The organism is Pelagicoccus sp. SDUM812005, from assembly GCF_031127875.1.
GTDB lineage: Bacteria > Verrucomicrobiota > Verrucomicrobiia > Opitutales > Opitutaceae > Pelagicoccus.
This window is the reverse complement of the sequence record NZ_JARXIA010000001.1, coordinates 316,288-336,211: the sequence shown is the minus strand read 5'-3', so window position 1 is coordinate 336,211 and position 19,924 is coordinate 316,288. Positions and strand designations below refer to the sequence as shown.

17 protein-coding genes are annotated in these 19,924 nt (G+C 59.4%); 7 read left to right on the top strand and 10 right to left on the bottom strand.

The annotated features are described in order from the left end of the window. The first annotated feature begins 271 nt into the window (after window positions 1-271). The 3 genes from QEH57_RS01205 to lgt are packed head-to-tail and all read left to right on the top strand — an operon-like array spanning window position 272 to window position 3,405. Window positions 272-1,366 carry a hemolysin family protein gene (locus QEH57_RS01205; protein WP_309004839.1) on the top strand — a complete coding sequence of 365 codons (1,095 nt, stop codon included), beginning with the start codon at window positions 272-274 and terminating at the stop codon, window positions 1,364-1,366. Window positions 1,367-1,377: 11 nt separating this feature from the next. Then, a complete protein-coding gene (locus QEH57_RS01200) occupies window positions 1,378-2,574 on the top strand; it encodes a methyltransferase domain-containing protein (RefSeq protein WP_309004838.1) in 1,197 nt (398 codons plus the stop codon). A gap of 12 nt (window positions 2,575-2,586) precedes the next feature. Continuing rightward, window positions 2,587-3,405 carry a prolipoprotein diacylglyceryl transferase gene (gene lgt, locus QEH57_RS01195; RefSeq protein ID WP_309004837.1) on the top strand — a complete coding sequence of 273 codons (819 nt, stop codon included), beginning with the start codon at window positions 2,587-2,589 and terminating at the stop codon, window positions 3,403-3,405. 33 nt (window positions 3,406-3,438) lie between these two features. Here lgt and QEH57_RS01190 read toward each other — a convergent pair whose 3' ends face one another. From QEH57_RS01190 to QEH57_RS01155, 8 genes are all read right to left on the bottom strand, one after another. Then, the gene (locus tag QEH57_RS01190; RefSeq protein ID WP_309004836.1) at window positions 3,439-3,942 is read right to left on the bottom strand and encodes a phosphatidylglycerophosphatase A; all 504 of its coding nucleotides are present in this window, start codon (window positions 3,940-3,942) and stop codon (window positions 3,439-3,441) included. Window positions 3,943-3,961: 19 nt separating this feature from the next. Next, window positions 3,962-4,555 carry a CDP-diacylglycerol--glycerol-3-phosphate 3-phosphatidyltransferase gene (gene pgsA / locus QEH57_RS01185; RefSeq protein WP_309004835.1) on the bottom strand — a complete coding sequence of 198 codons (594 nt, stop codon included), beginning with the start codon at window positions 4,553-4,555 and terminating at the stop codon, window positions 3,962-3,964. Between the two features lie 133 nt (window positions 4,556-4,688). Beyond that, a complete protein-coding gene (gene glpK / locus QEH57_RS01180; RefSeq protein ID WP_309004834.1) occupies window positions 4,689-6,179 on the bottom strand; it encodes a glycerol kinase GlpK in 1,491 nt (496 codons plus the stop codon). Window positions 6,180-6,278: 99 nt separating this feature from the next. Continuing rightward, the gene (locus tag QEH57_RS01175; RefSeq protein WP_309004833.1) at window positions 6,279-7,331 is read right to left on the bottom strand and encodes a VanZ family protein; all 1,053 of its coding nucleotides are present in this window, start codon (window positions 7,329-7,331) and stop codon (window positions 6,279-6,281) included. A gap of 157 nt (window positions 7,332-7,488) precedes the next feature. Beyond that, window positions 7,489-8,313, bottom strand: a complete 825-nt coding sequence (locus QEH57_RS01170; RefSeq protein WP_309004832.1) for a PRC-barrel domain-containing protein — start codon at window positions 8,311-8,313, stop codon at window positions 7,489-7,491. Window positions 8,314-8,546: 233 nt separating this feature from the next. After that, window positions 8,547-9,245, bottom strand: coding sequence for an L-ribulose-5-phosphate 4-epimerase AraD (araD, locus tag QEH57_RS01165; RefSeq protein WP_309005297.1), 699 nt, complete (start codon window positions 9,243-9,245; stop codon window positions 8,547-8,549). Between the two features lie 6 nt (window positions 9,246-9,251). Then, the gene (araA, locus tag QEH57_RS01160; protein ID WP_309004831.1) at window positions 9,252-10,757 is read right to left on the bottom strand and encodes an L-arabinose isomerase; all 1,506 of its coding nucleotides are present in this window, start codon (window positions 10,755-10,757) and stop codon (window positions 9,252-9,254) included. Between the two features lie 55 nt (window positions 10,758-10,812). Beyond that, a complete protein-coding gene (locus tag QEH57_RS01155) occupies window positions 10,813-12,483 on the bottom strand; it encodes a ribulokinase (RefSeq protein ID WP_309004829.1) in 1,671 nt (556 codons plus the stop codon). A gap of 117 nt (window positions 12,484-12,600) precedes the next feature. Here QEH57_RS01155 and QEH57_RS01150 point away from each other — a divergent pair, with 117 nt between their 5' ends. Further along, on the top strand, window positions 12,601-13,644 hold the full coding sequence (locus tag QEH57_RS01150; RefSeq protein ID WP_309004827.1) for a LacI family DNA-binding transcriptional regulator: 1,044 nt from the start codon (window positions 12,601-12,603) through the stop codon (window positions 13,642-13,644). A 114-nt stretch (window positions 13,645-13,758) separates the two neighbouring features. Here QEH57_RS01150 and QEH57_RS01145 read toward each other — a convergent pair whose 3' ends face one another. Beyond that, on the bottom strand, window positions 13,759-15,714 hold the full coding sequence (locus QEH57_RS01145) for a phospho-sugar mutase (RefSeq protein WP_309004826.1): 1,956 nt from the start codon (window positions 15,712-15,714) through the stop codon (window positions 13,759-13,761). A gap of 164 nt (window positions 15,715-15,878) precedes the next feature. On the opposite strand from QEH57_RS01145, the gene QEH57_RS01140 reads away from it, so the two are divergent. Next, window positions 15,879-17,573 (top strand): putative manganese-dependent inorganic diphosphatase, encoded by a 1,695-nt coding sequence (locus QEH57_RS01140; RefSeq protein WP_309004825.1) that lies wholly within the window; start codon window positions 15,879-15,881, stop codon window positions 17,571-17,573. A gap of 65 nt (window positions 17,574-17,638) precedes the next feature. Here QEH57_RS01140 and QEH57_RS01135 read toward each other — a convergent pair whose 3' ends face one another. Further along, window positions 17,639-18,157, bottom strand: a complete 519-nt coding sequence (locus QEH57_RS01135; RefSeq protein ID WP_309004824.1) for a chemotaxis protein CheX — start codon at window positions 18,155-18,157, stop codon at window positions 17,639-17,641. A 208-nt stretch (window positions 18,158-18,365) separates the two neighbouring features. Between QEH57_RS01135 and QEH57_RS01130 the strand changes: the two genes are divergently transcribed. Together QEH57_RS01130 and QEH57_RS01125 are read left to right on the top strand one after the other, a co-directional pair. Further along, window positions 18,366-19,115 carry a putative 4-mercaptohistidine N1-methyltransferase gene (locus tag QEH57_RS01130; RefSeq protein WP_309004823.1) on the top strand — a complete coding sequence of 250 codons (750 nt, stop codon included), beginning with the start codon at window positions 18,366-18,368 and terminating at the stop codon, window positions 19,113-19,115. Window positions 19,116-19,139: 24 nt separating this feature from the next. Then, on the top strand, window positions 19,140-19,922 hold the full coding sequence (locus tag QEH57_RS01125; protein ID WP_309004822.1) for a transporter substrate-binding domain-containing protein: 783 nt from the start codon (window positions 19,140-19,142) through the stop codon (window positions 19,920-19,922). Window positions 19,923-19,924: the final 2 nt, after the last annotated feature.

Below are 19,924 nucleotides of genomic sequence, written 5' to 3'. Positions count from 1 at the left end.
CAACGACTCCCGCCAGAATCGCTCCTTGAGACCCAAAAATCGCTCCGATCTCCCCCTCAATATGACCCTTGATTTTTCCTCTCCGGGCAGCATCTTTGAAAAAATCAATGACGCACGCCCAACACGCCGACCGTAGCACCGGTTCCGCTTTTCTCCAATTCGAGGGGGAAGCCGACGAGGAACCTGACTCGCGAAGATCGAGTTTCTTCACCAGTCACCATCCAGAGCAATCGAGCCGAGCTAACTCGCCAGATCTCCCCAACAGCCGACGATGATTACGCAATTCGTGCTCGCCGTCGCCTTCACCGTAGGCGTTTCCTTCGTCTGTTCGATGCTCGAGGCTCTCATCCTGAGTACCACCATCGCAGATATCGAGTCGCTGAAGAAGCGTCGGCCCAAGAAGGGGGAGCTCCTCGAGTTCCACAAGACCGACCTTTCCAACACAATTTCGGCGATTCTCACCCTCAACACCATCGCCAACACCGCCGGCTCCACCTTGGTCGGCTCCCTCGCCATCCAGATCTGGGACAGCAACGTCATCGGCTGGATCACCGGCATCCTCACCCTCAGCATCCTGATCTTCTCCGAGATTATCCCTAAGAACCTCGGCGTCACCTACCGCATACAGCTCCAGCCCTGGGTCGTTAGCCCGCTCCGCTGGATGAAGATCGCCCTCTGGCCCGCCACCACCCTGACCAACTTCTCCGTGCGCTTCGTGGTGCGGGAAGAGCAAAACAACGAAGACTCCTCCTCCAACGAAGAGGAAATCATCCTGCTCGCCGAAAAAGGGGCCAAGGACGGAACCCTCACCAGCAGCGAGTCGGACATGGTAACCAACGCCCTCAAGCTCGACGAGGAAATGGTGAGCTCCATCATGACCCCGCGCGTGGTGGTGACCGCCCTCGAGAAGACCCTCACTATCGGCGACATCTTCCGCGACTTCCCCAATATCCCCTTCGCCCGCCTCCCCGTCTACGACGAGGAAATCGACCAGATCGTCGGCCTCGTGCGCCGCCGCGACCTGCTCAAGTTCGTAGCCGAGGACCAGGACCGCATCCGCCTCAGCGAGATCATGAACGAAGTGCACTTCGTTCCCGAAACCGTCACCGTCGCCGCCGCCCTGCAAACCATCCTCAAGACCCACCAGCAGCTCCTGGTCGTGGTCGACGAATTCGGCTCCATGGCCGGCGTGGTCACGATGGAAGACATCATGGAATACATCCTCGGGCGCGAAATATTCGAAAAGGACGACGTCGCCATCGACATGCGCGAATTCGCCCGCTCCGAAGCCAAGAGCAAAAGCAACGACGAACCCGCCGAGGACGCCGCCATCACCGAAACCGAGAGCGAAGGCCGAGAAAAATAAGCAGTTTCTTCATGCATGTTGTAGATAAAGCGACCCACGATGGTAGCTACCTACGGGTACTCGGTTGGTGCTTCAAATCGAATTCGCGAGTTGTATCCACCCATGCAATCATCGGGGAAAACCGATTCGCAATCGAAGGCTATGGGCGGAAGAGCGAGGATTTGATCCAGCACTTCGGCGAAGCAGGGCGCGACGCGCGCTTCGATTTCGAGATTCCTACCCGATCGCAAACCTGCGTTATCGAAATAACTTTCGACGACTCATCCACCTCGCGGATCGCTATCGATCTTACAGCAGAAGCCCCCGCTCTGACAGCTCTCGAGCATCGTATCCACAATAAAACCTACAGCGGAAAATTCCTCCTGCTCGACCCTTCGCCGATTGAAAGCGTCCATTTTCTCCCGAAGTCCGACGACCCGAATAAACGCTCTGCTCCGCTTCCCTTCACTGAGTCCAGCGAACAAGGCAAGCGCACCTTAACAATTGAAACCCTCGTCGCCGAAGACTGGGACAGTACAGAACTCGGATTGCTCGTGCAGACCGCTACCGGATCCCATTTGCTCAGCAGTATCGGCAATCTAGCCCGTTCGCTCGACCGGTCCCATCAAATTTGCGCGGAGTTCTTCGAGAGCCTTTGCCAGGCGCAATCCCCTCTAAAAGTTGTGGAGATCGGTTCTCGCGCAAGATCGGGCATCACCCGCAAGCATCAGTTTGGGGAACGGAACGACTATATCGGCTTCGATATCTTGGACGGCCCAAACGTCGATGTCGTGGGGGATATCCACTCCCTATCAAGCTACTTCCCGCTAAAGTCATTGGACGCGATCGCAGGGTTTTCGGTTTTCGAGCATGTCGCGATGCCCTGGAAAGCCGCTATCGAAATCAACAAAGTATTGAAATTGGGCGGACGTTGCTTGTTCCACACGCACCAGACCTGGCCTGTGCACGAGTCGCCCTACGATTTCTGGCGTTTCTCAACCGACAGCTGGAGAGCTATCTTCAACAAGGCATCCGGATTTAAAATCATCGAAGCCGCCTGCGGAGAGGCAGCGACGATCCATCCGCTTATCCAAAGCTCAGGAAGCAAGCAATTCGAAGCAGCGCTCGGCTACCTTAGCAGTTCAGTCCTCGTAGAGAAGATTTCGGATACCAACCTAAATTGGGACGTCGACATCCGCGAAATTCATCAAGAGGAATACCCTGCCTAATCCCTTTTCCCTATGCCATTCTCGCCTCCCTGGACCCACGATCTCGATCCCATCATCTTCCAATTCACCGAGTCGCTCGCGATCCGTTGGTACGGGCTAGCCTACGTGCTCGGCTTCATGGTCGGAGCCTGGCTGCTGCACATCTACTACAAGAAAGGCCTCTCCCCGCTCGATACCAACCAACAGAGCGACCTCTTCCTCGCCATCATCGCCGGCGTCATCGTGGGCGGACGGTTGGGCTACTTCCTCTTCTACTCGCCGCAAACCTTGCTCGAAGACCCGCTCGCCTTCTTCAAGTTCACCGACGGCGGCATGGCCAGCCATGGCGGCTTCATCGGGGTCATCCTTGCCGGATGGCTCATGTCCAAGCGACTGAAGGTTCCCTTCCTCAAGCTCGGCGACATCCTAGCCACCCTCGCCCCTCCAGGCCTCCTGTTCGGTCGCCTCGCCAACTTCCAAAACGGCGAACTCTGGGGCAAGCCCACCGACGGCAGCTGGGGAGTCATCTTTCCCGGAGCCGGCCCCTTTCCGCGCCATCCCTCCCAACTCTACGAAGCGGGACTCGAAGGCCTGCTCATGCTGGTCTACACCCAAGTCCGCATCTGGACCTCGCCCGTGCTCAAGAACCACCCTGGACAGCTGGGCGGCGAATTCCTGCTCGGCTACTCCATCGTGCGAGTGATCGGCGAACAATTCCGCGAGCACGACGCCGGCATCCTGCCCGTCATGGGCCTGAACCGCGGAGCCATCTTGTCCATCGCCATGGCCCTCGCCGGCATCGCCCTCATCGTCTACGCCCGCCGCAAAAAGGCCTCGGCAACAGAACGCTGAGCAGCTCGAAAGGACGGCTAGAGGCAGCCTCGACTAACCCCAGAGAACGCGCACGCCCACGTTCAGGATCACGGCAACGATCAAAGCCGCCGCCACGTCGTCGGCCACCACGCCAAAACCTCCGTGGTAGCGCTGCAGCTTCTTGATGCCCAAGGGCTTCAGGATGTCGAAAAAGCGAAACAGCAAAAAGCCCGCCAGCAGGATCAGAAAGTACTGCGGATGGTGGTTGATCCCGGACAGGCCAAGGAAGCAGATCGGCATCGCCACGAACTCGTCGAGGATGATTTCGCCCGGATCCACCTTCTTCAGGCGCTTCTCCGCCTCGCCGCAGACGCCGATCGCGAAATAGGACGCCGCCGCCAAGAACAAGGCCGCCGCAAAATCGCTCAGGTGGGCCACGAAAACCACGTAGAACACCACGCCCATGACCGAACCCCAAGTGCCCGGGGCCTTGAACTGACCGAGGCTGCCGATGGTGGCCAACTTAACAACTACTTGCTCCGGCCAAAACCGGGCCCATCTTGGATTCTTAATCATCGAAAAATAATGCGTTTCGCTAGTCCTTAAAAACCAGTTCTCCGTACTTCTTGAAGTATTTGGCGCCTGAATACAAAGTCATCACCGTGCAAATCCAGAAGAAGGCACGGCCGACCCACTCGACCCAGAAGGCGATGTCCGACGCGTAGGCTACGCCCCAGCGAACGCAGTCGACCTCGAATACCACCGCGAGCAGAAACCCGCCCAACGCGATGATCTGCGTCACCGTCTTCTGCTTGCCCGCGCTCTCCGCCGCCATGACGACGCCCTTCGTCGCCGCCACCAAACGCAAGCCGGTAATCATAAACTCGCGGCACAAGATCAACAGGAAGAGAAACATCCGGATACCGCCCGCATCCGGCCCCTTGTCCACCAAGGCGACCATGATGCCCAAGACTAGGATCTTGTCGGTCAAGGCATCCATCAGGATCCCGAAGTTCGACACCTGATTCAGCTTCCGCGCCGCATAGCCGTCCGCCCAATCCGTAATCCCAGCGACCACGAAAAGCACGAACGCCGCCGTAGCCGCTCCCGTAAACGACTCCCGCATGAGCCACACGATGACGAACATCATCGGGATCCGGGACAAGGTTAGGAGGTTGGGCAAGTTCATTTGCCGCACTCAAGAAGCTCTGCCCGCCAAAGTAAAGCTCGCTTCCACCGCAAAATCGAATCCCAAGCCACCGTCGGCCCTGCAGTCCCCCGCCAGCCCGCGAGCGGCTTCGCCCCCGCTTCGCAGACCCGCCCTACTCCTCCCACGCCAGGCTTCGCCGCACCGCCTTGCGCCATTTCGCCAAGCGCTGGCGCCGCTCCTCGTCACCCAAGGCAGGCTGGTAACTCCGATCCGCCTCCACCAAGGCGACCAACTCCTCCCGCGACTTCCAAAAGCCAACCGCCAAACCCGCCAAGAAACCCGCCCCCAGAGCCGTCGTTTCCAGGATCTTCGGACAACTGACCTCCGCGCCAGCCACGTCAGCCTGGATCTGCATCAGCAAAGCATTCGCCGACGCCCCTCCGTCCGCCCGCAACTCCTTAAGCTCCCTCCCGGAGTCGCTCTCCATGGCTTCCACCACATCTCCCACCTGGTTCGCAATCCCATCCAAGATCGCCCGAGCAATGTGAGCGGCCGAGCTTCCTCGAGTCAGCCCCATGATGGCCCCACGGGCATGCGGATCCCAGTACGGCGCCCCGAGACCCGTAAAGGCTGGCACCACCACCACGCCATCCGCATCCTCCACTTGGCTCGCCAAGGCCTCGACCTCGCTGGCGGACTTGATCACTCCCAGCTGGTCCCGCAACCACTGCACCGCAGATCCCCCTACGAAAACGCTGCCTTCCAAGGCGTACTCGACCTGGCCGGCGATCCGCCAAGCCACTGTGCTCAGCAAGCGATTGCGCGAAACAGCTGGGCCTCGGCCCACGTTCATCAAAACGAAACAGCCCGTCCCGTACGTGCTCTTGACCATTCCCGGCTGAAAACAGAGCTGCCCGAACAAAGCAGCTTGCTGGTCCCCCGCGATCCCTCCGATCCGGATTTCGCGCCCCCCCGTCACCTCCGCCGCGGTCATCGCCAACTCGCCGCTGGAGTCCACGATTCGCGGGAGAGCCGACTCGGGCACGCCAAAAAGCTCGCGCAGCTCCGCGTCCCAGGAACAGCTTCGCAAATCCATCAATTGGGTGCGGGACGCGTTCGACACATCCGTCACATAGCAGCTCCCGCCGCTCAATTTCCAGACCAGCCAGGTATCGATGGTGCCGAAGCGCAGCCTGCCCTCTTCCGCCAGAGCAGCCGCTTCCGGCCGATTCTCGCGTATCCACTTCATCTTTCCCGCCGAAAAATAGGGATCCAGCAGCAAGCCCGTCCGCTCCTGTATCCAAGATTCCTTACCTGCGTCCCTCAGCGTCGCGCAAAAGTCCGCCGTGCGCCGATCCTGCCAAACGATGGCCGTGCCCAGCGCTTCGCCGGAATCCGCATCCCAGGCCACCACCGTTTCTCGTTGATTGGTGATGCCGATCGCCGCAACTGCGTCCCAACCGCAGTCGGCAGCTTCCAAGGCCTTTTCGATGGAATTCCACTGCGAAGACCAAATCGCCTCCGGATCGTGCTCCACCCAGCCCGGCTTGGGAAAGAGCTGGGGAAACTCTTCCTGCCCCGTCGCTACGATTTGCCCCTTTTCGTCAAGCAACACAGCCCGCGAACTCGTCGTACCCTGATCCAAGGAAAGTATATACTTCACCCCCTCAAACTAGAGAGCCGGACGAGCCGAGAAAAGAGATTAATTCCCCCGCCCCACCGCGGGAGCAGCGAACGCCCGTTCGCAAGGCCAAATCGCTGCTCAAAGAAACAGTATCCACCGTTTCGGTACCATCACCGCCACGCAGCCGCTCAAGGTATTGAGCAACACGTCCAGCTGGCTCGAATCCCGATGCACCATGAACCCCTGCATCCACTCGATGCTCAGACTCAGGCAAAACGAGGCAGCGCCCACCGCCACCAAGACCCCAACGAAGGACTTCAGCCGGCGCCGCGCCGCCGCGGCAAAGCAGATCCCGACCGGAATGAAGCCCAGCGAATTGACGATGATATCGCTGCGATAGCTGGGCTTGTCCAAATTCACCGCGTTCACCGCGTTGAGCACCTTGCGCTTGGCGGGCTCGAAGCGCTCGGGCAACAGCAGCCCCTCCGGAACCGTGGCGCCGCTCAGGTCGAAGACCATCACCGGCTTGGCCCGAGCGAAGGCGCTGGACTTGGCTCGGTAAAAGGCGTCGTAAAGGGCCACGCTCCGAATCTCGCCCGTAAACGGACGCGTCCCGTCCGCGTTGTTCCCGATCGCCAAGCGGCCCACGAACTTGTTGTCGGGACCTAGCAGGGAAAAGTTGCTGCGCGACTCCACGATCTGTCCGTCCACGTAGACATGGGTCTTCTGCCCCTCCGAACTGAGCACCAGCTCCACGAAATCCGTGCCGGAAAACAGCTCCCGATACCCGATTTCGGAATAGCCCCGCTTCACCTGCGCCTTGTCGCGACGGCTGCGCATGGCCAAGTGGTCCTGCCACTGGGAGACCAAGAGCGCCGGCAAGCCTTCGCCCTCCTCCTCGAAAAACTCCAGAAAGACGCCCAAGCCGCTCCCGTTCGGTCGCCCTCGCAGCAAAATCCGAATGGTCACCCCCGACCACGCCCGCGTATCCAATACCGATTCCGCATACGCCACCCCGCGAGCCGACGCCTTTCCCGCCTCGTACTGCCCGTTGAAGCTCCAGGCTCCCGCCTCCGGACGATAGGCCACGTCGTTGTCCGGCGAAAAGGCAAACGGCCACCAGCCGAAGCACAAAGTGACCGCTACCAGCAACAAAAGCACGCTACGCCTGAAGGTCGGCTGCAGCCCCATCGCTAGGCAGACGCTCCTTTACAGGCTGGTTTTGTTGGCTTCTCGATCATGAAAAGCCGGACAAAAACAGCTCGCCCCACTCCGCGCAACCCTTCGATCCACGCAGTTCCCAAAATCGACTCCGCCTCAGAGAACCAAGCCCTAGCGACCGAAATCTCTAGAAAACGTCTTCCATCAAGCTACGCAAACAGGGCTTGCCGCAGTAGTCGTACTCGTGGTCCGTTTCGTCCTTGTTAACCGGATCGTAGGCCCAGTAGCGACGCATCGAAACGAGATCCTCGCTCTTGAGCTTCGTCATCAAGCTCGAGCTCGACCAATCCAGCCGCGTGACCGACTCCATGTCGACCAGGTACTTCCGGGAGGGAATTCCGTGCCGCGTATCCAGCACCAAATAAGCGATCCGCCAGTTTTCCATGTCGAGAATCAAGTCCCCTACCATGCCCAGCGTCTCGTTCTTGCCCACCGCATGGTAGCCGATCACCGAGCGAGCCGAGTGCAAATGCTCGCCCGCTATTTCGCCCATGCGATCGAGATGGTTGCGGATTTCCTCCTCGGTGTGGTCGTAAGCCGTCACCGGCGGCATGTAGCCCGCGTAGCCCAAGCTGCCAAAGAAGGGCCGCTCGTCGTAGATCGCGTGGCGGAAGAAGCGGCGAAACTCCATCTCGTACTTTTCCTCGGCCGGCAAGTGCGCCCCGAAGCCCTCGCATTTGCTCACCTCTTCCACGCTCAAGCGAGTCGGGATCTCCCTGCCGTCCAATCCCAGCTTCGGCACACCTAAGTCCTTAGCCTCGATCAAGCGGCGAGTCACCTGGTCCTCCTCCGTCTTTTCCTCGCTCAAGTAGCGAAGGTTCAAGCGGAAGCCGACCCGCGTTTCCACGTCCAAATAACGCACCCGCCAGTGACGGTCGCCAAACAAGATGTCCTTCACCTTGCCAGCTTTCCCGTCGGTTGCCATGACCGGGTACCCAAACAGATCTTTCATGCTCCGTAACATCGTAATCACTCTCCTCCTTTAACGTTCTACGAAGGCCGAAAAACCACGGACTCCGCCTAGGCTTAAAGGTACTTTCCCCCAGCTAAAACGGCAACTTGTCGCCTAGCCTATTCGAGCAACTGATAATCCTATAAGATAGGCTAAAGCCTCAAGGCAGACACTTAAGAAAGAACCCCGCACGGAGCGCCTCTGAACCGCGGAGCAGAGGATGGCGCCAGCGACTACTTTTGCCCGTAGTAGGCGCCGGGGCCGTGCTTGCGGTCGTAGTGCTTCTTCAGCAAATGGTCCGGAGCCCCGGCCGCGTCCGGATTCGAGGCCAAGGTCTTCGCCGCCATGTCCGCTACGATTTCCAAGGCGAAGGCCGTCTCCACCGCCTTCGCCCCGCTCTTCCCCCAGACGAAAGGGCCATGGTTGCGCACCAAGGCGGCCGTGACTTCCAAGGGATTCACCTCCGAGAAAAGCTCCACGATCACCTTGCCCGTTTCCCACTCGTAAGCCCCTGCGACCTCTTCCTCGGTCATGGCCCGCGTTACCGGTACCGCGCCGCGAAAGTAGTCGCAATGCGTGGTACCCAAACAAGGGATACAGCGCTCGGCTTGAGCAAAAGCTACCGCATTGCGGGAGTGAGTGTGGACCACGGAGGTGATTCCCTTGTCGCCCAACTCGATGAAGAGCCGACGATGCGTGGGCTCGTCGGAAGAGGGACGCAGGTCGCCTTCCACGATCTTGCCTTCCAAGTCGACGATAACCATCTGCTCCGGAGTCAGGGCATCGTAGGGAACGCCGCTTGGCTTGATCGCAAAAACGCCCGCCTTGGGATCAAGCACGCTAACGTTGCCGAAAGTGATATCGATAAGCCCCAGCGATTGCAGTTCCTTGTTCGCCGCGACGCATTCTTCCCTTATTTCCCGGTAGTTCATTTTCAATTACAGTCCCCGGATTCCATAGGCCGCATTGTTCCAGCGGATTTCGTTTTTGAACTCGCGAAGCTTCGTATCCTGGTCGATCAGCAAGTACTCGATACCCGCCATCGCCGCGAACATCTCCATGTCGTCCGCATTCACCGTGTAGCTAAAACCGGTGTGGTGGGCGCCGCCGGCGTAGATCCACGCCGCCGCTCCATCCTGCAGGTTCGGCAGAACTTCCCAAAGCACGCGCGCGACTGGCAGCTTCGGCAAATCCTGTTCCGGAGGCATGGCCTTGACCTTGTTCACCAAGAGCCGGAAACGATTCCCCATGTCCACCACGGAGGCATTGATCGCCGGACCTGACTTGCCATTGAACACTAGCCGAACCGGATCCGACTTGCCGCCGATCCCGAGCGGATGGATCTCGCAGGATGGCTTCGCATCCGCAATCGAGGGACAAATCTCCAGCATGTGAGCGCCTAGGCAGCGGTTTCCGGCCGGATTGAAGTGGTACGTGTAATCTTCCATGAAGGACGTTCCTTCATCGATGCCGCTGGCCATGATCTTCATAGTACGAACCAAGGCGGAAGTCTTCCAATCCCCTTCGCCCCCAAACCCGTAGCCATCCGCCATCAAGCGCTGCACCGGCAAGCCCGGCAACTGGGCCATCCCGTGCAGATCTTCGAAGGTGTCGGTAAAGGCGCCGAAGTCGCCCCCTTCCAGAAAGGCTCGCAACCCAAGCTCGATCTTCGCCGACTCGCGCAGCGAAGCATGCAGCTCCGCGCCCTTCGCGAGCTTGGAGGCAAGCTCGTACTCATCTGCGTACTGCGAGCAAAGCGCGTCGATTTCCGCGTCGCTGATCCCCTTGATCACTTCCACCAAGTCCCCGATACCATGAGTGTTCACCGAATAGCCGAAAACGGATTCCGCCTCGACCTTGTCGCCGCAGGTAACAGCGACCTGACGCATGTTGTCGCCGAAGCGAACGACCTTAAGTTCCTGGCTCGCCGCCCAAGCGCCCGCAACCCGCGTCCAGCGAGCGAACTTGGCGCGAACCGTCGGATCTTCCCAGTGGCCTACGATCACCGCCCGCTCCTTCTCCAGGCGAGCGCAGATGTGGCCGAACTCGCGACCTCCATGAGCGGACTGGTGCAAGTTCATGTAGTCCATGTCGATGCTGGACCAAGGCAAATCGCGAGCGTACTGCGTATGCAGGTGACAAATCGGCTTCGTCAAAGCCTTCAATCCACGTATCCACATTTTGGATGGCGAGAACGTATGCATCCAAAGCGTTACCCCCACGCATTGCGGAGCCGCGCTCGCCTCGCGGCAAACGGAGAGAATTTCGTCCGGAGTCGTGACCAAGGCCTTGAAGACGACTTTCACCGGCACGTTCGCGTCGGAGTCGAGCGAATCCGCTACCGCCTGCGAATCAGCCGCAACTTGCTTAAGGGTCTCTGGACCGTAGAGATGTTGGCTACCGACGACCAACCACACTTCCTTCGTATCAAATGCCGATTTCATGTATTCGTTTTATGGGGATATAATCTAAACTGTTTCGCCCGAAAAAAGCGGACGCTTACTTGCCTTCCTTAATGTCGAGCAACTCCTTCATCACCGGGCCAAGGTCGACCGCTTCAACACCGCCAAAGCTGTCATGAACTTTCTTATACAAAGCGAAGAGGCGATTGTACTGGGCATGCCTGTCGGGATCGGGCTGGTAGCGATCCGGCTTCAGGCCCGTCATGGCCTTCTGGGCGGATTCGAAATCCGCATGGCCACCCTTCTCTTCGCCCGCAACGACCGCAGCAGCGATCGCCGCTCCTAGAGCGCAACTTTGCGACGAAGCGGAAACCAACATCTCGCGACCCGTGATGTCCGCGTAGATCTGCATCAACATAGAATTCTTTTCGGCAATGCCGCCTGCGCAGACGATGCGGTTAACAGGAATGCCGTACTCGCTGATACGCTCCAGAATCATTCGGGCGCCGAAAGCCGTCGCCTCGATCAAGGCGCGATAGATTTCCGCCCGGCTCGTGTGCAGCGTCTGCCCTAGCACCAGACCGGTCAGGCGCTGGTCGACCAGTACGGTACGGTTTCCGTTGTTCCAATCGAGAGCCAGCAAGCCGCTTTGCCCCGGAGCCAACTTGGCCGCCTCTTCCGTCAATTCGACATGCGTCGCATCGTTGCCTTTGCAAACGCCTTCGACCCACCACTTGAAAAGGTCGCCCACTGCGGACTGCCCCGCTTCCACCCCGAAGTAGCCCGGCAGGATGGAACCGCGGACGATGCCGCAGATGCCCGGCACGTCCGGAACCTCGCCGCTCGCCTTGACCACCGCGCAGTCGCAAGTCGAGGTCCCGATCACCTTGACCAAGGTTCCCTCCTCGACGCCGCAACCGATGGCCCCGTAGTGAACGTCGAACTCGCCCATCGCGAGCGGGATGCCCGCTGGCAAACCGAGCCGAGCCGCCCACGCTTCGGAAAGCGTACCGGCGATCTCGGATGCGTCGTAAGCTTTTGAATACAAGCGATCGCGCAGGGCGGCGATCTTCGGATCGAGCATCGCGAGAAATTCCTTGTCCGGCAGTCCGCCCCACTCCTCCGCGTAGAGGGCTTTGTGCCCCGCCGCGCAGACGCCGCGCTTAATCTCCTTGGGATCCGTCACCCCCGCCAACTGGGACGGGATCCAATCCGCGATCTCCACCCAAGAATACGCAGCTTCAAAAACATCGGGCGCCACCTTCAAGCAATGCCAGATCTTGCTCCACCACCATTCCGAAGAGTAGGTATTGCCGCACTTGGCCACGTACTGAGGGCGTTCCTTGGCCGCGATCTCCGTGATGCGCGCCGCTTCTTCGTAGCTCGTATGGTCCTTCCAAAGCCAGCATTGGGCGGCGAAGTTGTCCTTCCACTTCGAGTCGTCCGAAAGGGCCTGGTTGTTCTCGTCAACCGGCAAAGGACTGGAGCCTGTAGTGTCGATGCCAATACCGATCACATCCGCTGGATCGAATCCCGGATAGCTGTCCTTGGCGATCGCAAGCGCCTCGCGTGTGGCTTTGGCAAGAGAGTCGAGGTAGTCAGCGGGGCTTTGGCGAGCGAGGTGGTGGTCGCTGGACGACAACAAGATGCCTTGATTGCCGGAGGGGTAGTTGACGACAGCCGTGGAAACTTCGCCTTCGCCATCCGTTCTTACGATCAGACAGCGCACGGAATTGGTGCCGAAATCGAGGCCAATAGAAAACTTCATGGCAACGGTTCTACCTCTTCCTTTAAGGTTGCAAAAGGTGCCGCCTCCTTAACCGTTAAACAAAAGCTAGGTCGTCGCTGGCCGCCACCCTTTGGATTACTCCACCCCTTGTCCGAAATGCCCCAAAAAGTTTCCATGAGCACCATCGCAGCGGAGGTTGGCGTCTCCAAAGCCACCGTCTCGCTCGCCCTGCGCAACAGCCCGGAAGTATCCGCCGCGATGAAAAAGAAGATCCGCGAAACCGCGGACCGGCTCGGCTACCAACTCAACCCCGCCCTCGGCCAGCTGCTCTCCCAAATCCGCAACCGCGACAGCTACCGGGCCACCATCGCGCTGGTAAACGCCCACTCGGACAACGACTCCCTCAAGAAACATCCGACCATCCCCGAATACGTCGCAGGCATCAACCAGCGAGCCGACTCGCTCGGCTACCGGCTCGATTACTTCTGGCTGAACGACCCTGATCTCAAGGCCCGCCGCCTCAAGTCCATCATGCTGGCCCGCGGCATCAAAGGCGCCCTCGTGGTGGGCCTTATGCACGACTGCCAATTTCCCGAGAAGCTGCTACCCATCGCCGAAGCGCTCCCGCTGGTCATCACCGGCGTGCGCACCCGCAATCCCACCCTGCCCTACGTCTGCGTAGACCACCATGGCCTCGCCCTGCAAGCCGTCGAAAACGCCCTACGCCTCGGCTACCAGCGCCCCGGCCTCGTGCTCGACGAAAAGATCGACCGCCTCGTGGAAGGACGCTTCTCCGCCGGCTACCTCTACGGGCAAATGCGGTTGCCCGAAGACGCCCGCCTTCCGCCCCTCTACCAAACCACCGACGCCGACCAAGACTTCGCCCGCTTCAAGCTTTGGATGGACCAACATCGGCCCGACGTCATTTTCACCCTCTACAACGACGTCTTCCACTGGCTCCACCAACTCGGTTTGGACGCCCCTCAGGACGTCGGCCTCATCCAATTGGAATGGCGCAAAAGCTCCCCCGACTGGTCCGGCATGCGACAGCACAACGACCACACCGGCGAAGCAGCCGTCGACACCCTCGTCGGCATGGTGCACCGCGGAGAAACCGGCCTCCAAGCCGAACCCCGCGCCCTCCTCATCGCGCCCTCCTGGCAAAGCGGCAAAACCACCGCCCCCCAAGCCACCCCGTAGCGCGGAGCTTCAGCCCGCGTCCGCGGAGAATGGATACGCCCCAAAGGGCGAACCACAAAAAAGCCGCTCCCCTGCAGGAAGCGGCTTTCTAATTCTTGAAGCTGAAGCCGAGCCTTAGCTCTCGGCTCGTTTGCCAGCGTCGTCGAGGATGGCTTGCTTGAGCGCTTCCAAGGTTTCCTTGGTCTTGCCCTTGGTAGCTTCCAACTCGTCCGCGCTCGCCACGTCGTCCTTGGCGAAAATGTAGAACTTGATCTTCGGCTCCGTGCCGCTGCCGCGTACCGCGTAGCGGTATCCATTTTCCAACTCCACGAAGTAAAGGTCCTGCTTCGGCACTTCCTTGCCGTCGGGATCGAGCACGGTCTCTACGCCGAAATCCGTAAACTTGGCGACCTTGCTGCCGAGGAACTCCGTCGGCGGGGTCGAACGGTAGGTCTCGAGAATGCGAGCGATCTTCGCCGCTCCGGCCGCGCCTTCGTAAACGAGTTGGCCTAGCCCTTCCAGGAAGTAGCCATTTTTCAAGTAGATCGCGTCCAGGTACTCCAGCATGGAAGTGCCTTGAGCCTTCAGGCTTGCACCGATTTCGCAGAACAGGGCGCAAGCCGCGTTGGCATCCTTGTCGCGCACCGTGTCGTTAGGCAGGTAGCCGTAGCTTTCCTCCCCGCCGAAAACGTAGAAGGTGCTGTGCTTTTGCAGCAGCTCCGCGCGTTCCTTGAGCGACAGGGAATCGTAGTCGGAGACTCCCCCCTTCTCGCAAGCCTCGTCCTGGTAGATGCGCAGCTTTTCGCCGATCCACTTGAAGCCAGTAAGCGTATTCACAACCTTGATACCATGGCTGGTGGCAATCGCATCCTGCAGCGGCGAGGTCACGAAGGTCTTGACCAAGGCGCAATTGTCGCCGCCCGCTTCCGGAATCCAGCCCATTTCCTTGAGCTTGGAAATACGGTATTCCGCCATGATCGATCCGATCTGGTTGCCGGTGAGCAGGACCATCTTGCCGTCAGGCCCCTTCACCGCCACGCCCATGCGATCGGCATCGGGATCGGTAGCCATCAGCAAGTCGCAGTCGTTCTCCTCCGCGAGCTTGGTAGCGAGAGCGAGCGCTTCGGAGTTCTCCGGGTTCGGCGACTTAACCGTAGGAAAGTTGGAGTCGAAGGCGCGCTGCTCCTCCACAACCAGAGGATCCAGGCCGAGCTTCTTGAGCGCCGGCAAAGTCGCCACCGCGCCGGTACCGTGGATCGGAGTGAAAACTGCCTTCAGTTCGGTCTTCTTGAATACGTCCTGATCGATGACGCAATTCGCGACGCACTGGTTGTACGCCTCGTCGAGCTCCGGGCCGAGAATCGTCACCTGCGAAAGGTCGACCTCAATGTATTCCTGCAAGCCAGCGAGCGGGATGGCGTTTACCTGGTCGATCACGCCGGTGTCGTTGGGCGGTACCATTTGGCCGCCATCCGAGAAGTAGGCCTTGAAACCGTTGTCGTGCGGCGGGTTGTGGCTGGCCGTGATGACCACGCCGCAGGTCGCGCCGAGGTGGCGAACCGAGAAGCTGAGCTGGGGCGTGGAGCGCGGCCCTTCGAAAATGTAGGCGTCGCCGCCCTTCTTGGCCCAGACCGATGCGGCGAGCTCGCAGAAGAAACGGGAAAAGTGGCGCACGTCGTGGGCGATGACGAACTTCGGAGCCGCCGCGATGCCCTCGCGCTCGTGGTGAGCTTTGGCGTAGGCGAAGAGACCGAGCGTCGCCCGAACCACCGTGTACTCGTTGAGCATGTTGGAGCCCACGCCCGGGTTAGCAGGCTTGCCGCTTGTATCCATATCTCCCTTCTCCACGGAAGTCGCCGTCAACCCGATGGTGCGGCCGCGCATGCCGCCGGTGCCAAAAGCGATTTCGCGGTAGAAGCGGTTGTTGAGCTCGTCCGCGTTTCCAGCGTCGAGCAATTCGGCTATGCTGGCCAAGGACGTTTCGGAAAGGAACCCGCCCTTGAGCCAAGTCTCCATGTTCTTTGCGGTAGATGGCAACAATCCGCCGCTTTCTTTGAGGGATGCAACTTTCGCGATAAGATCCTGATTCATCAGCGCCCAATAGATTGCCTTGCCCGCTCGGCTTCAACCACTTTCGAAAGCTGAAACAAACGAAAGCGCAAAATTTGGGCATATCTCAATTTCAGCCGGCAAAATTAACATTTGGGCATTGATTGAGCTGTGTATCGCAGCATCTTATCGCCAGCCCTCGCACCATGCCTAGATCACAAAAACAGGAAATAACCTACGTTATCGGCCACAAAAACCCGGACGCAGACGCGATCTGCTCCGCCATCGCCTACGCGAACTTCAAAATTTTGACAGGGCAAAAGGGCTACATCCCCGCCCGCTGCGGCAATACCAACGCCCGCATCGATACCATCCTGGCCAAGTTCAACCAACCCACGCCTCTGCTCCTAGCCGACGTCTCCCCGCGCGTGAGGGACATGATGATCAGCGACGTGGTCAAGGTCCACGAGGAGGCCACCATGTCCGAGGCCTTGCAGCTGGTCGACGAGCATGACGTGCGCGTGCTCCCCGTCGTCGACGACAACAACATCCTTAAAGGCTACCTCTCCATCTTCCAGATGGGAGACTACTTCATCCCGAAGTTCAGCGAACCCCGCTCCATGCGGCACGTCTATACCAGCATCAACGACGTCGCCCGCGCCCTGCAGGCCGACGTTAAGAACCTGCGCGACGAGGACAAGCTGGAGGACATGTACGTCAAGATCGGCGCCATGGACATCCGCTCCTTCGGCAAGTTCAACGGCTCCGACGCCATCCGCGCCGACCAGTCCATCATCATCGTGGGCGACCGTTGGGACATCCAGCAACGCTCAATCCAAATCGGCGTACGCCTGCTGGTCATTACCGGCGGCTTAGGTGTCGACTCCGAGGTGCTCGAGCTCGCCAAGGCCAACGGCGTTTCGCTCATCATCAGCCCCTACGACTCCGCCACCACCGCATGGGCCATCCGTACCGCGTCCAAGATCAAGAACATGATCGAGACGAAGTTCACCACTTTCTCCGCGACCGATCGCATTTCCCGCGTCAGCCGCCGCATCGCCAGCTCCAACGCCCAAGCCTTCTTCGTCACCGAGGACAACGGCCAACTCTCCGGCATCTTCACCAAGACCGACGTGCTCAAGCCGAGCACCACCAACCTCGTCCTGGTCGACCACAACGAGATGACCCAAGCCGTCCCCGGCGCCAACGAGGTGAACATCACCGAAGTCATCGACCACCACCGTCTTGGTTCGATGAATACGCAGCAGCCGATCTTGTTCATCAACGAACCCGTCGGCTCCACCTGCACCATCGTTGCCGACCTCTTCCGCCGCCACCAGATCGAGCCCACGCCCGAAATGGCCGGCATCATGATGAGCGGCATCATCACCGACACCCTCAACCTCAAGGGCCCCACCGCGACCGAGAAGGACGCCGACATCGTCGAGTGGCTCGAGAAGATCGCCGAGCTCAAAGCGGACGACCTCGCCCAGGAAGTCTTCTCCAGCGGCTCCGTCATTCTCTGCATGAAGCCGGAAGAAGTCATCGTAGCGGACCAAAAGTTCTACGAAGAAAACGGCGTACGCTTCTCGGTTTCCCAGATCGAAGAGCTCGGCTTCCAAAACTTCTGGCAAAAGTCCGAAGAGCTTTCGGAAGCGCTGCGCAAGTTCAGCAAGAAGGAGGAAGTCTCCTTCGCCTGCATGCTCGTCACCGATATCAACCGCCACAACTCCCTGCTGCTCGTAGCAGGCGACAAGGAATTCATCGAACGCATCTCCTACCCGGCGGTTGAGAAGGGACTCATCTACGACTTGCAAGGCGTCGTCAGCCGCAAGAAGCAACTCATCCCCTTCATTTCCACCACGCTGAAAGGCGTATCGCTCGCCAACACCAGCAATTAGAGGGCAGCCCGATCGGCAGGCAGCCCTCGGCTGCTTCCGGCATGCGCCCCAGGACGGACCGAGAGCTAAACGCCCTCCGCCAACACGAGGTCGGCTACGATTTCCACCCCGTTGGACGTGAAATTGTGCCTCAGGTGCTTCACCACGCCCAAGGTCGAAATGTAGAGCTCGTCGCCGCTCAAGACCGTCGGAATCGTAAGCACCGAGTTGTACTCCAGATCCGCAAGCGCGTTCTTGAAGCCGCCCGCGAACACGTTGGTCATCTCTCCGCACACGTCGGAAACGATCTCGAAGTCCACATCCTCGTCGTCGAGTCCCGTGATCTTCTTAGCGGCAGACTCCGCAAAGTTCGACTTCATGTACAGGTAGATGATCCCGTTCACGCTGCCCACGAAGCCCACTGAACCTACGAAGATCATGTTCTTCTCGGCGCCTCCCAAATCGGGAAAGGGAGCCTTCCGCCCGGAATAGTCGGCAGCCCCTTCGAACAGAACCTCCTGGCCGAGCATTGTTTCGAAAACGCTGGAAAGCGCTTGGGAGGTGAGCTTGTTTAACTCTGTGTCTGGGATATCCGGGAGACTCATGGGAAATTAGAAATTACAAATCGTCCTTAAGATCAACGAGTTGAGCAACAGGGGCAGAAGATCAAGGAACAATACCTCGAATCCGTTTTTTGCCAAATTATTTCAAGTTCGCCGACGCAATCCCGCCCCAGCCCCCTTCGTTGAGCCCCCAAAAGCCGACAGCCCGCCCAGCCAACCGAATCTACCAATCGCCCCCCTTCCATCGACCATGCCTAACATCGACAGCTTCTACGAAACCGACAAAGCCATCTCCGAGTATCTACTCTTCCACTACGGGACTGCCGACCATTTCCAAGGCCCGCCCGAAGCGCTCGACTTCTCCAAGCGCTGCGCCGAGCTCGCCACCCGCCGCCCGCTCAAGCACGGACGCGCCCTCGATCTTGGCTGCGCCGTGGGACGCAGCGCCTGCGAGCTCTCCGCCTACTTCGAGGAAACCATCGGCATCGACTTCTCCCACGGGCTCATCGAAGCCGCCGAACGCATCCGCGACGGAGCCAGCCTGGAGGCGGAAATCGCCATCGAAGGAGATTTGACCGAGCGGATCACCCTGCAGCGTCCCGCCAACACCCGACCGCACTGCCTGAGCTTCCGCCAAGGAGACGCCCTTGCCCTGCCCAGCGACCTGGGAACCTTCGACTTCGCCCTGCTCGCCAACTTGATCGACCGACTCCCCGATCCCGCCCAATGCCTCCGGAGCATCGGCCAAGCAATCAATACCGGCGGCATCCTCGCCATCACCTCCCCCTACACTTGGCTTGAAGAATACACGCCCAAAGAAAAGTGGCTGGGCGGCTTCCAGCGCGACGGAGCTCCCGTCCGCAGCTACCAAACGCTGCAGTCCCTCCTCGCCCCCGAATTCGACGAGATAGAAGCGCTAGACATGCCCTTCCTCATTCGCGAGCATGCTCGGAAAAACCAATACAGCATCGCCCACGCCACCCTCTGGCGAAAACGCTAGTCCCTCCCCAGCCGACCGCTCCTCATGAAACCGATCCTTCTACTCGCATCCATCCTGGCCGCCTTGCTCGTCGCCTGCAGTCCCCAGCCCGACGACAACACCCTCGTGGTAGGCATGGAACTCTCCTACCCACCTTTCGAAATGTCGGACGAGAACAACCAGCCGGCAGGCGTGAGCGTCGATCTCGCCTACGCGCTCGGTGAACACCTAGGGCGTCCCGTCCGCATCGAAAACATCGCCTTCGCAGGTCTCATTTCCTCCCTGAAGACCGGCAAGATCGACCTCATCCTTTCCTCCATGACGGCCACCGAAGAACGGGCCGGCTCCATCGACTTCTCCGATCCCTATTTGGAAACCGGGCTTTGCCTGCTCGTATCCAAAGACTCTGACATAGAATCCATCGAAGACGCGGACCAAACCGGAAACGCCATCGCCGTCAAGCAAGGCACCACCGGACACCTCTACGCCATGGAGAACATCAAACACGCCCAGGTCCTAGCCCTTGACAAGGAAACCGCCGCCGTCGTGGAAGTAACCCAAGGCAAGGCGGACGCCTTCATCTACGACCAAATGTCCACCTACCGCAACTGGAAGCGGCATCCCGAAACCACTCGCCCCATCCTCGCCCCCTTCAAGACGGAACACTGGGCTATCGGCATCCGCAAAGGAAACGAGGAACTCAAAAATTCCGTGAACGAATTCCTTTCCACCTTCAAGGCAAACGGCGGTTTCGAGCAGCTCGGCGAACGCTACCTAGCGGAAGAAAAGAAAGCTTTCCAGGAAATGGGCTATGCTTTTTTCTTCTAGGA

Bases quoted from the DNA above. Each gene is read 5' to 3' on its own strand.
- QEH57_RS01200 (WP_309004838.1), top strand. From the start codon at position 1,378: ATGCATGTTGTAGATAAAGCGACCCACGATGGTAGCTACCTACGGGTA.
- lgt (WP_309004837.1), top strand. From the start codon at position 2,587: ATGCCATTCTCGCCTCCCTGGACCCACGATCTCGATCCCATCATCTTC.
- araD (WP_309005297.1), bottom strand. From the start codon at position 9,245: ATGAACTACCGGGAAATAAGGGAAGAATGCGTCGCGGCGAACAAGGAA.
- QEH57_RS01145 (WP_309004826.1), bottom strand. From the start codon at position 15,714: ATGAATCAGGATCTTATCGCGAAAGTTGCATCCCTCAAAGAAAGCGGC.
- QEH57_RS01140 (WP_309004825.1), top strand. From the start codon at position 15,879: ATGCCTAGATCACAAAAACAGGAAATAACCTACGTTATCGGCCACAAA.
- QEH57_RS01205 (WP_309004839.1), top strand. From the start codon at position 272: ATGATTACGCAATTCGTGCTCGCCGTCGCCTTCACCGTAGGCGTTTCC.
- araA (WP_309004831.1), bottom strand. From the start codon at position 10,757: ATGAAATCGGCATTTGATACGAAGGAAGTGTGGTTGGTCGTCGGTAGC.
- QEH57_RS01170 (WP_309004832.1), bottom strand. From the start codon at position 8,313: ATGAAAGATCTGTTTGGGTACCCGGTCATGGCAACCGACGGGAAAGCT.
- QEH57_RS01130 (WP_309004823.1), top strand. From the start codon at position 18,366: ATGCCTAACATCGACAGCTTCTACGAAACCGACAAAGCCATCTCCGAG.
- QEH57_RS01175 (WP_309004833.1), bottom strand. From the start codon at position 7,331: ATGGGGCTGCAGCCGACCTTCAGGCGTAGCGTGCTTTTGTTGCTGGTA.
- QEH57_RS01150 (WP_309004827.1), top strand. From the start codon at position 12,601: ATGCCCCAAAAAGTTTCCATGAGCACCATCGCAGCGGAGGTTGGCGTC.
- QEH57_RS01155 (WP_309004829.1), bottom strand. From the start codon at position 12,483: ATGAAGTTTTCTATTGGCCTCGATTTCGGCACCAATTCCGTGCGCTGT.
- QEH57_RS01190 (WP_309004836.1), bottom strand. From the start codon at position 3,942: ATGATTAAGAATCCAAGATGGGCCCGGTTTTGGCCGGAGCAAGTAGTT.
- pgsA (WP_309004835.1), bottom strand. From the start codon at position 4,555: ATGAACTTGCCCAACCTCCTAACCTTGTCCCGGATCCCGATGATGTTC.
- QEH57_RS01125 (WP_309004822.1), top strand. From the start codon at position 19,140: ATGAAACCGATCCTTCTACTCGCATCCATCCTGGCCGCCTTGCTCGTC.
- QEH57_RS01135 (WP_309004824.1), bottom strand. From the start codon at position 18,157: ATGAGTCTCCCGGATATCCCAGACACAGAGTTAAACAAGCTCACCTCC.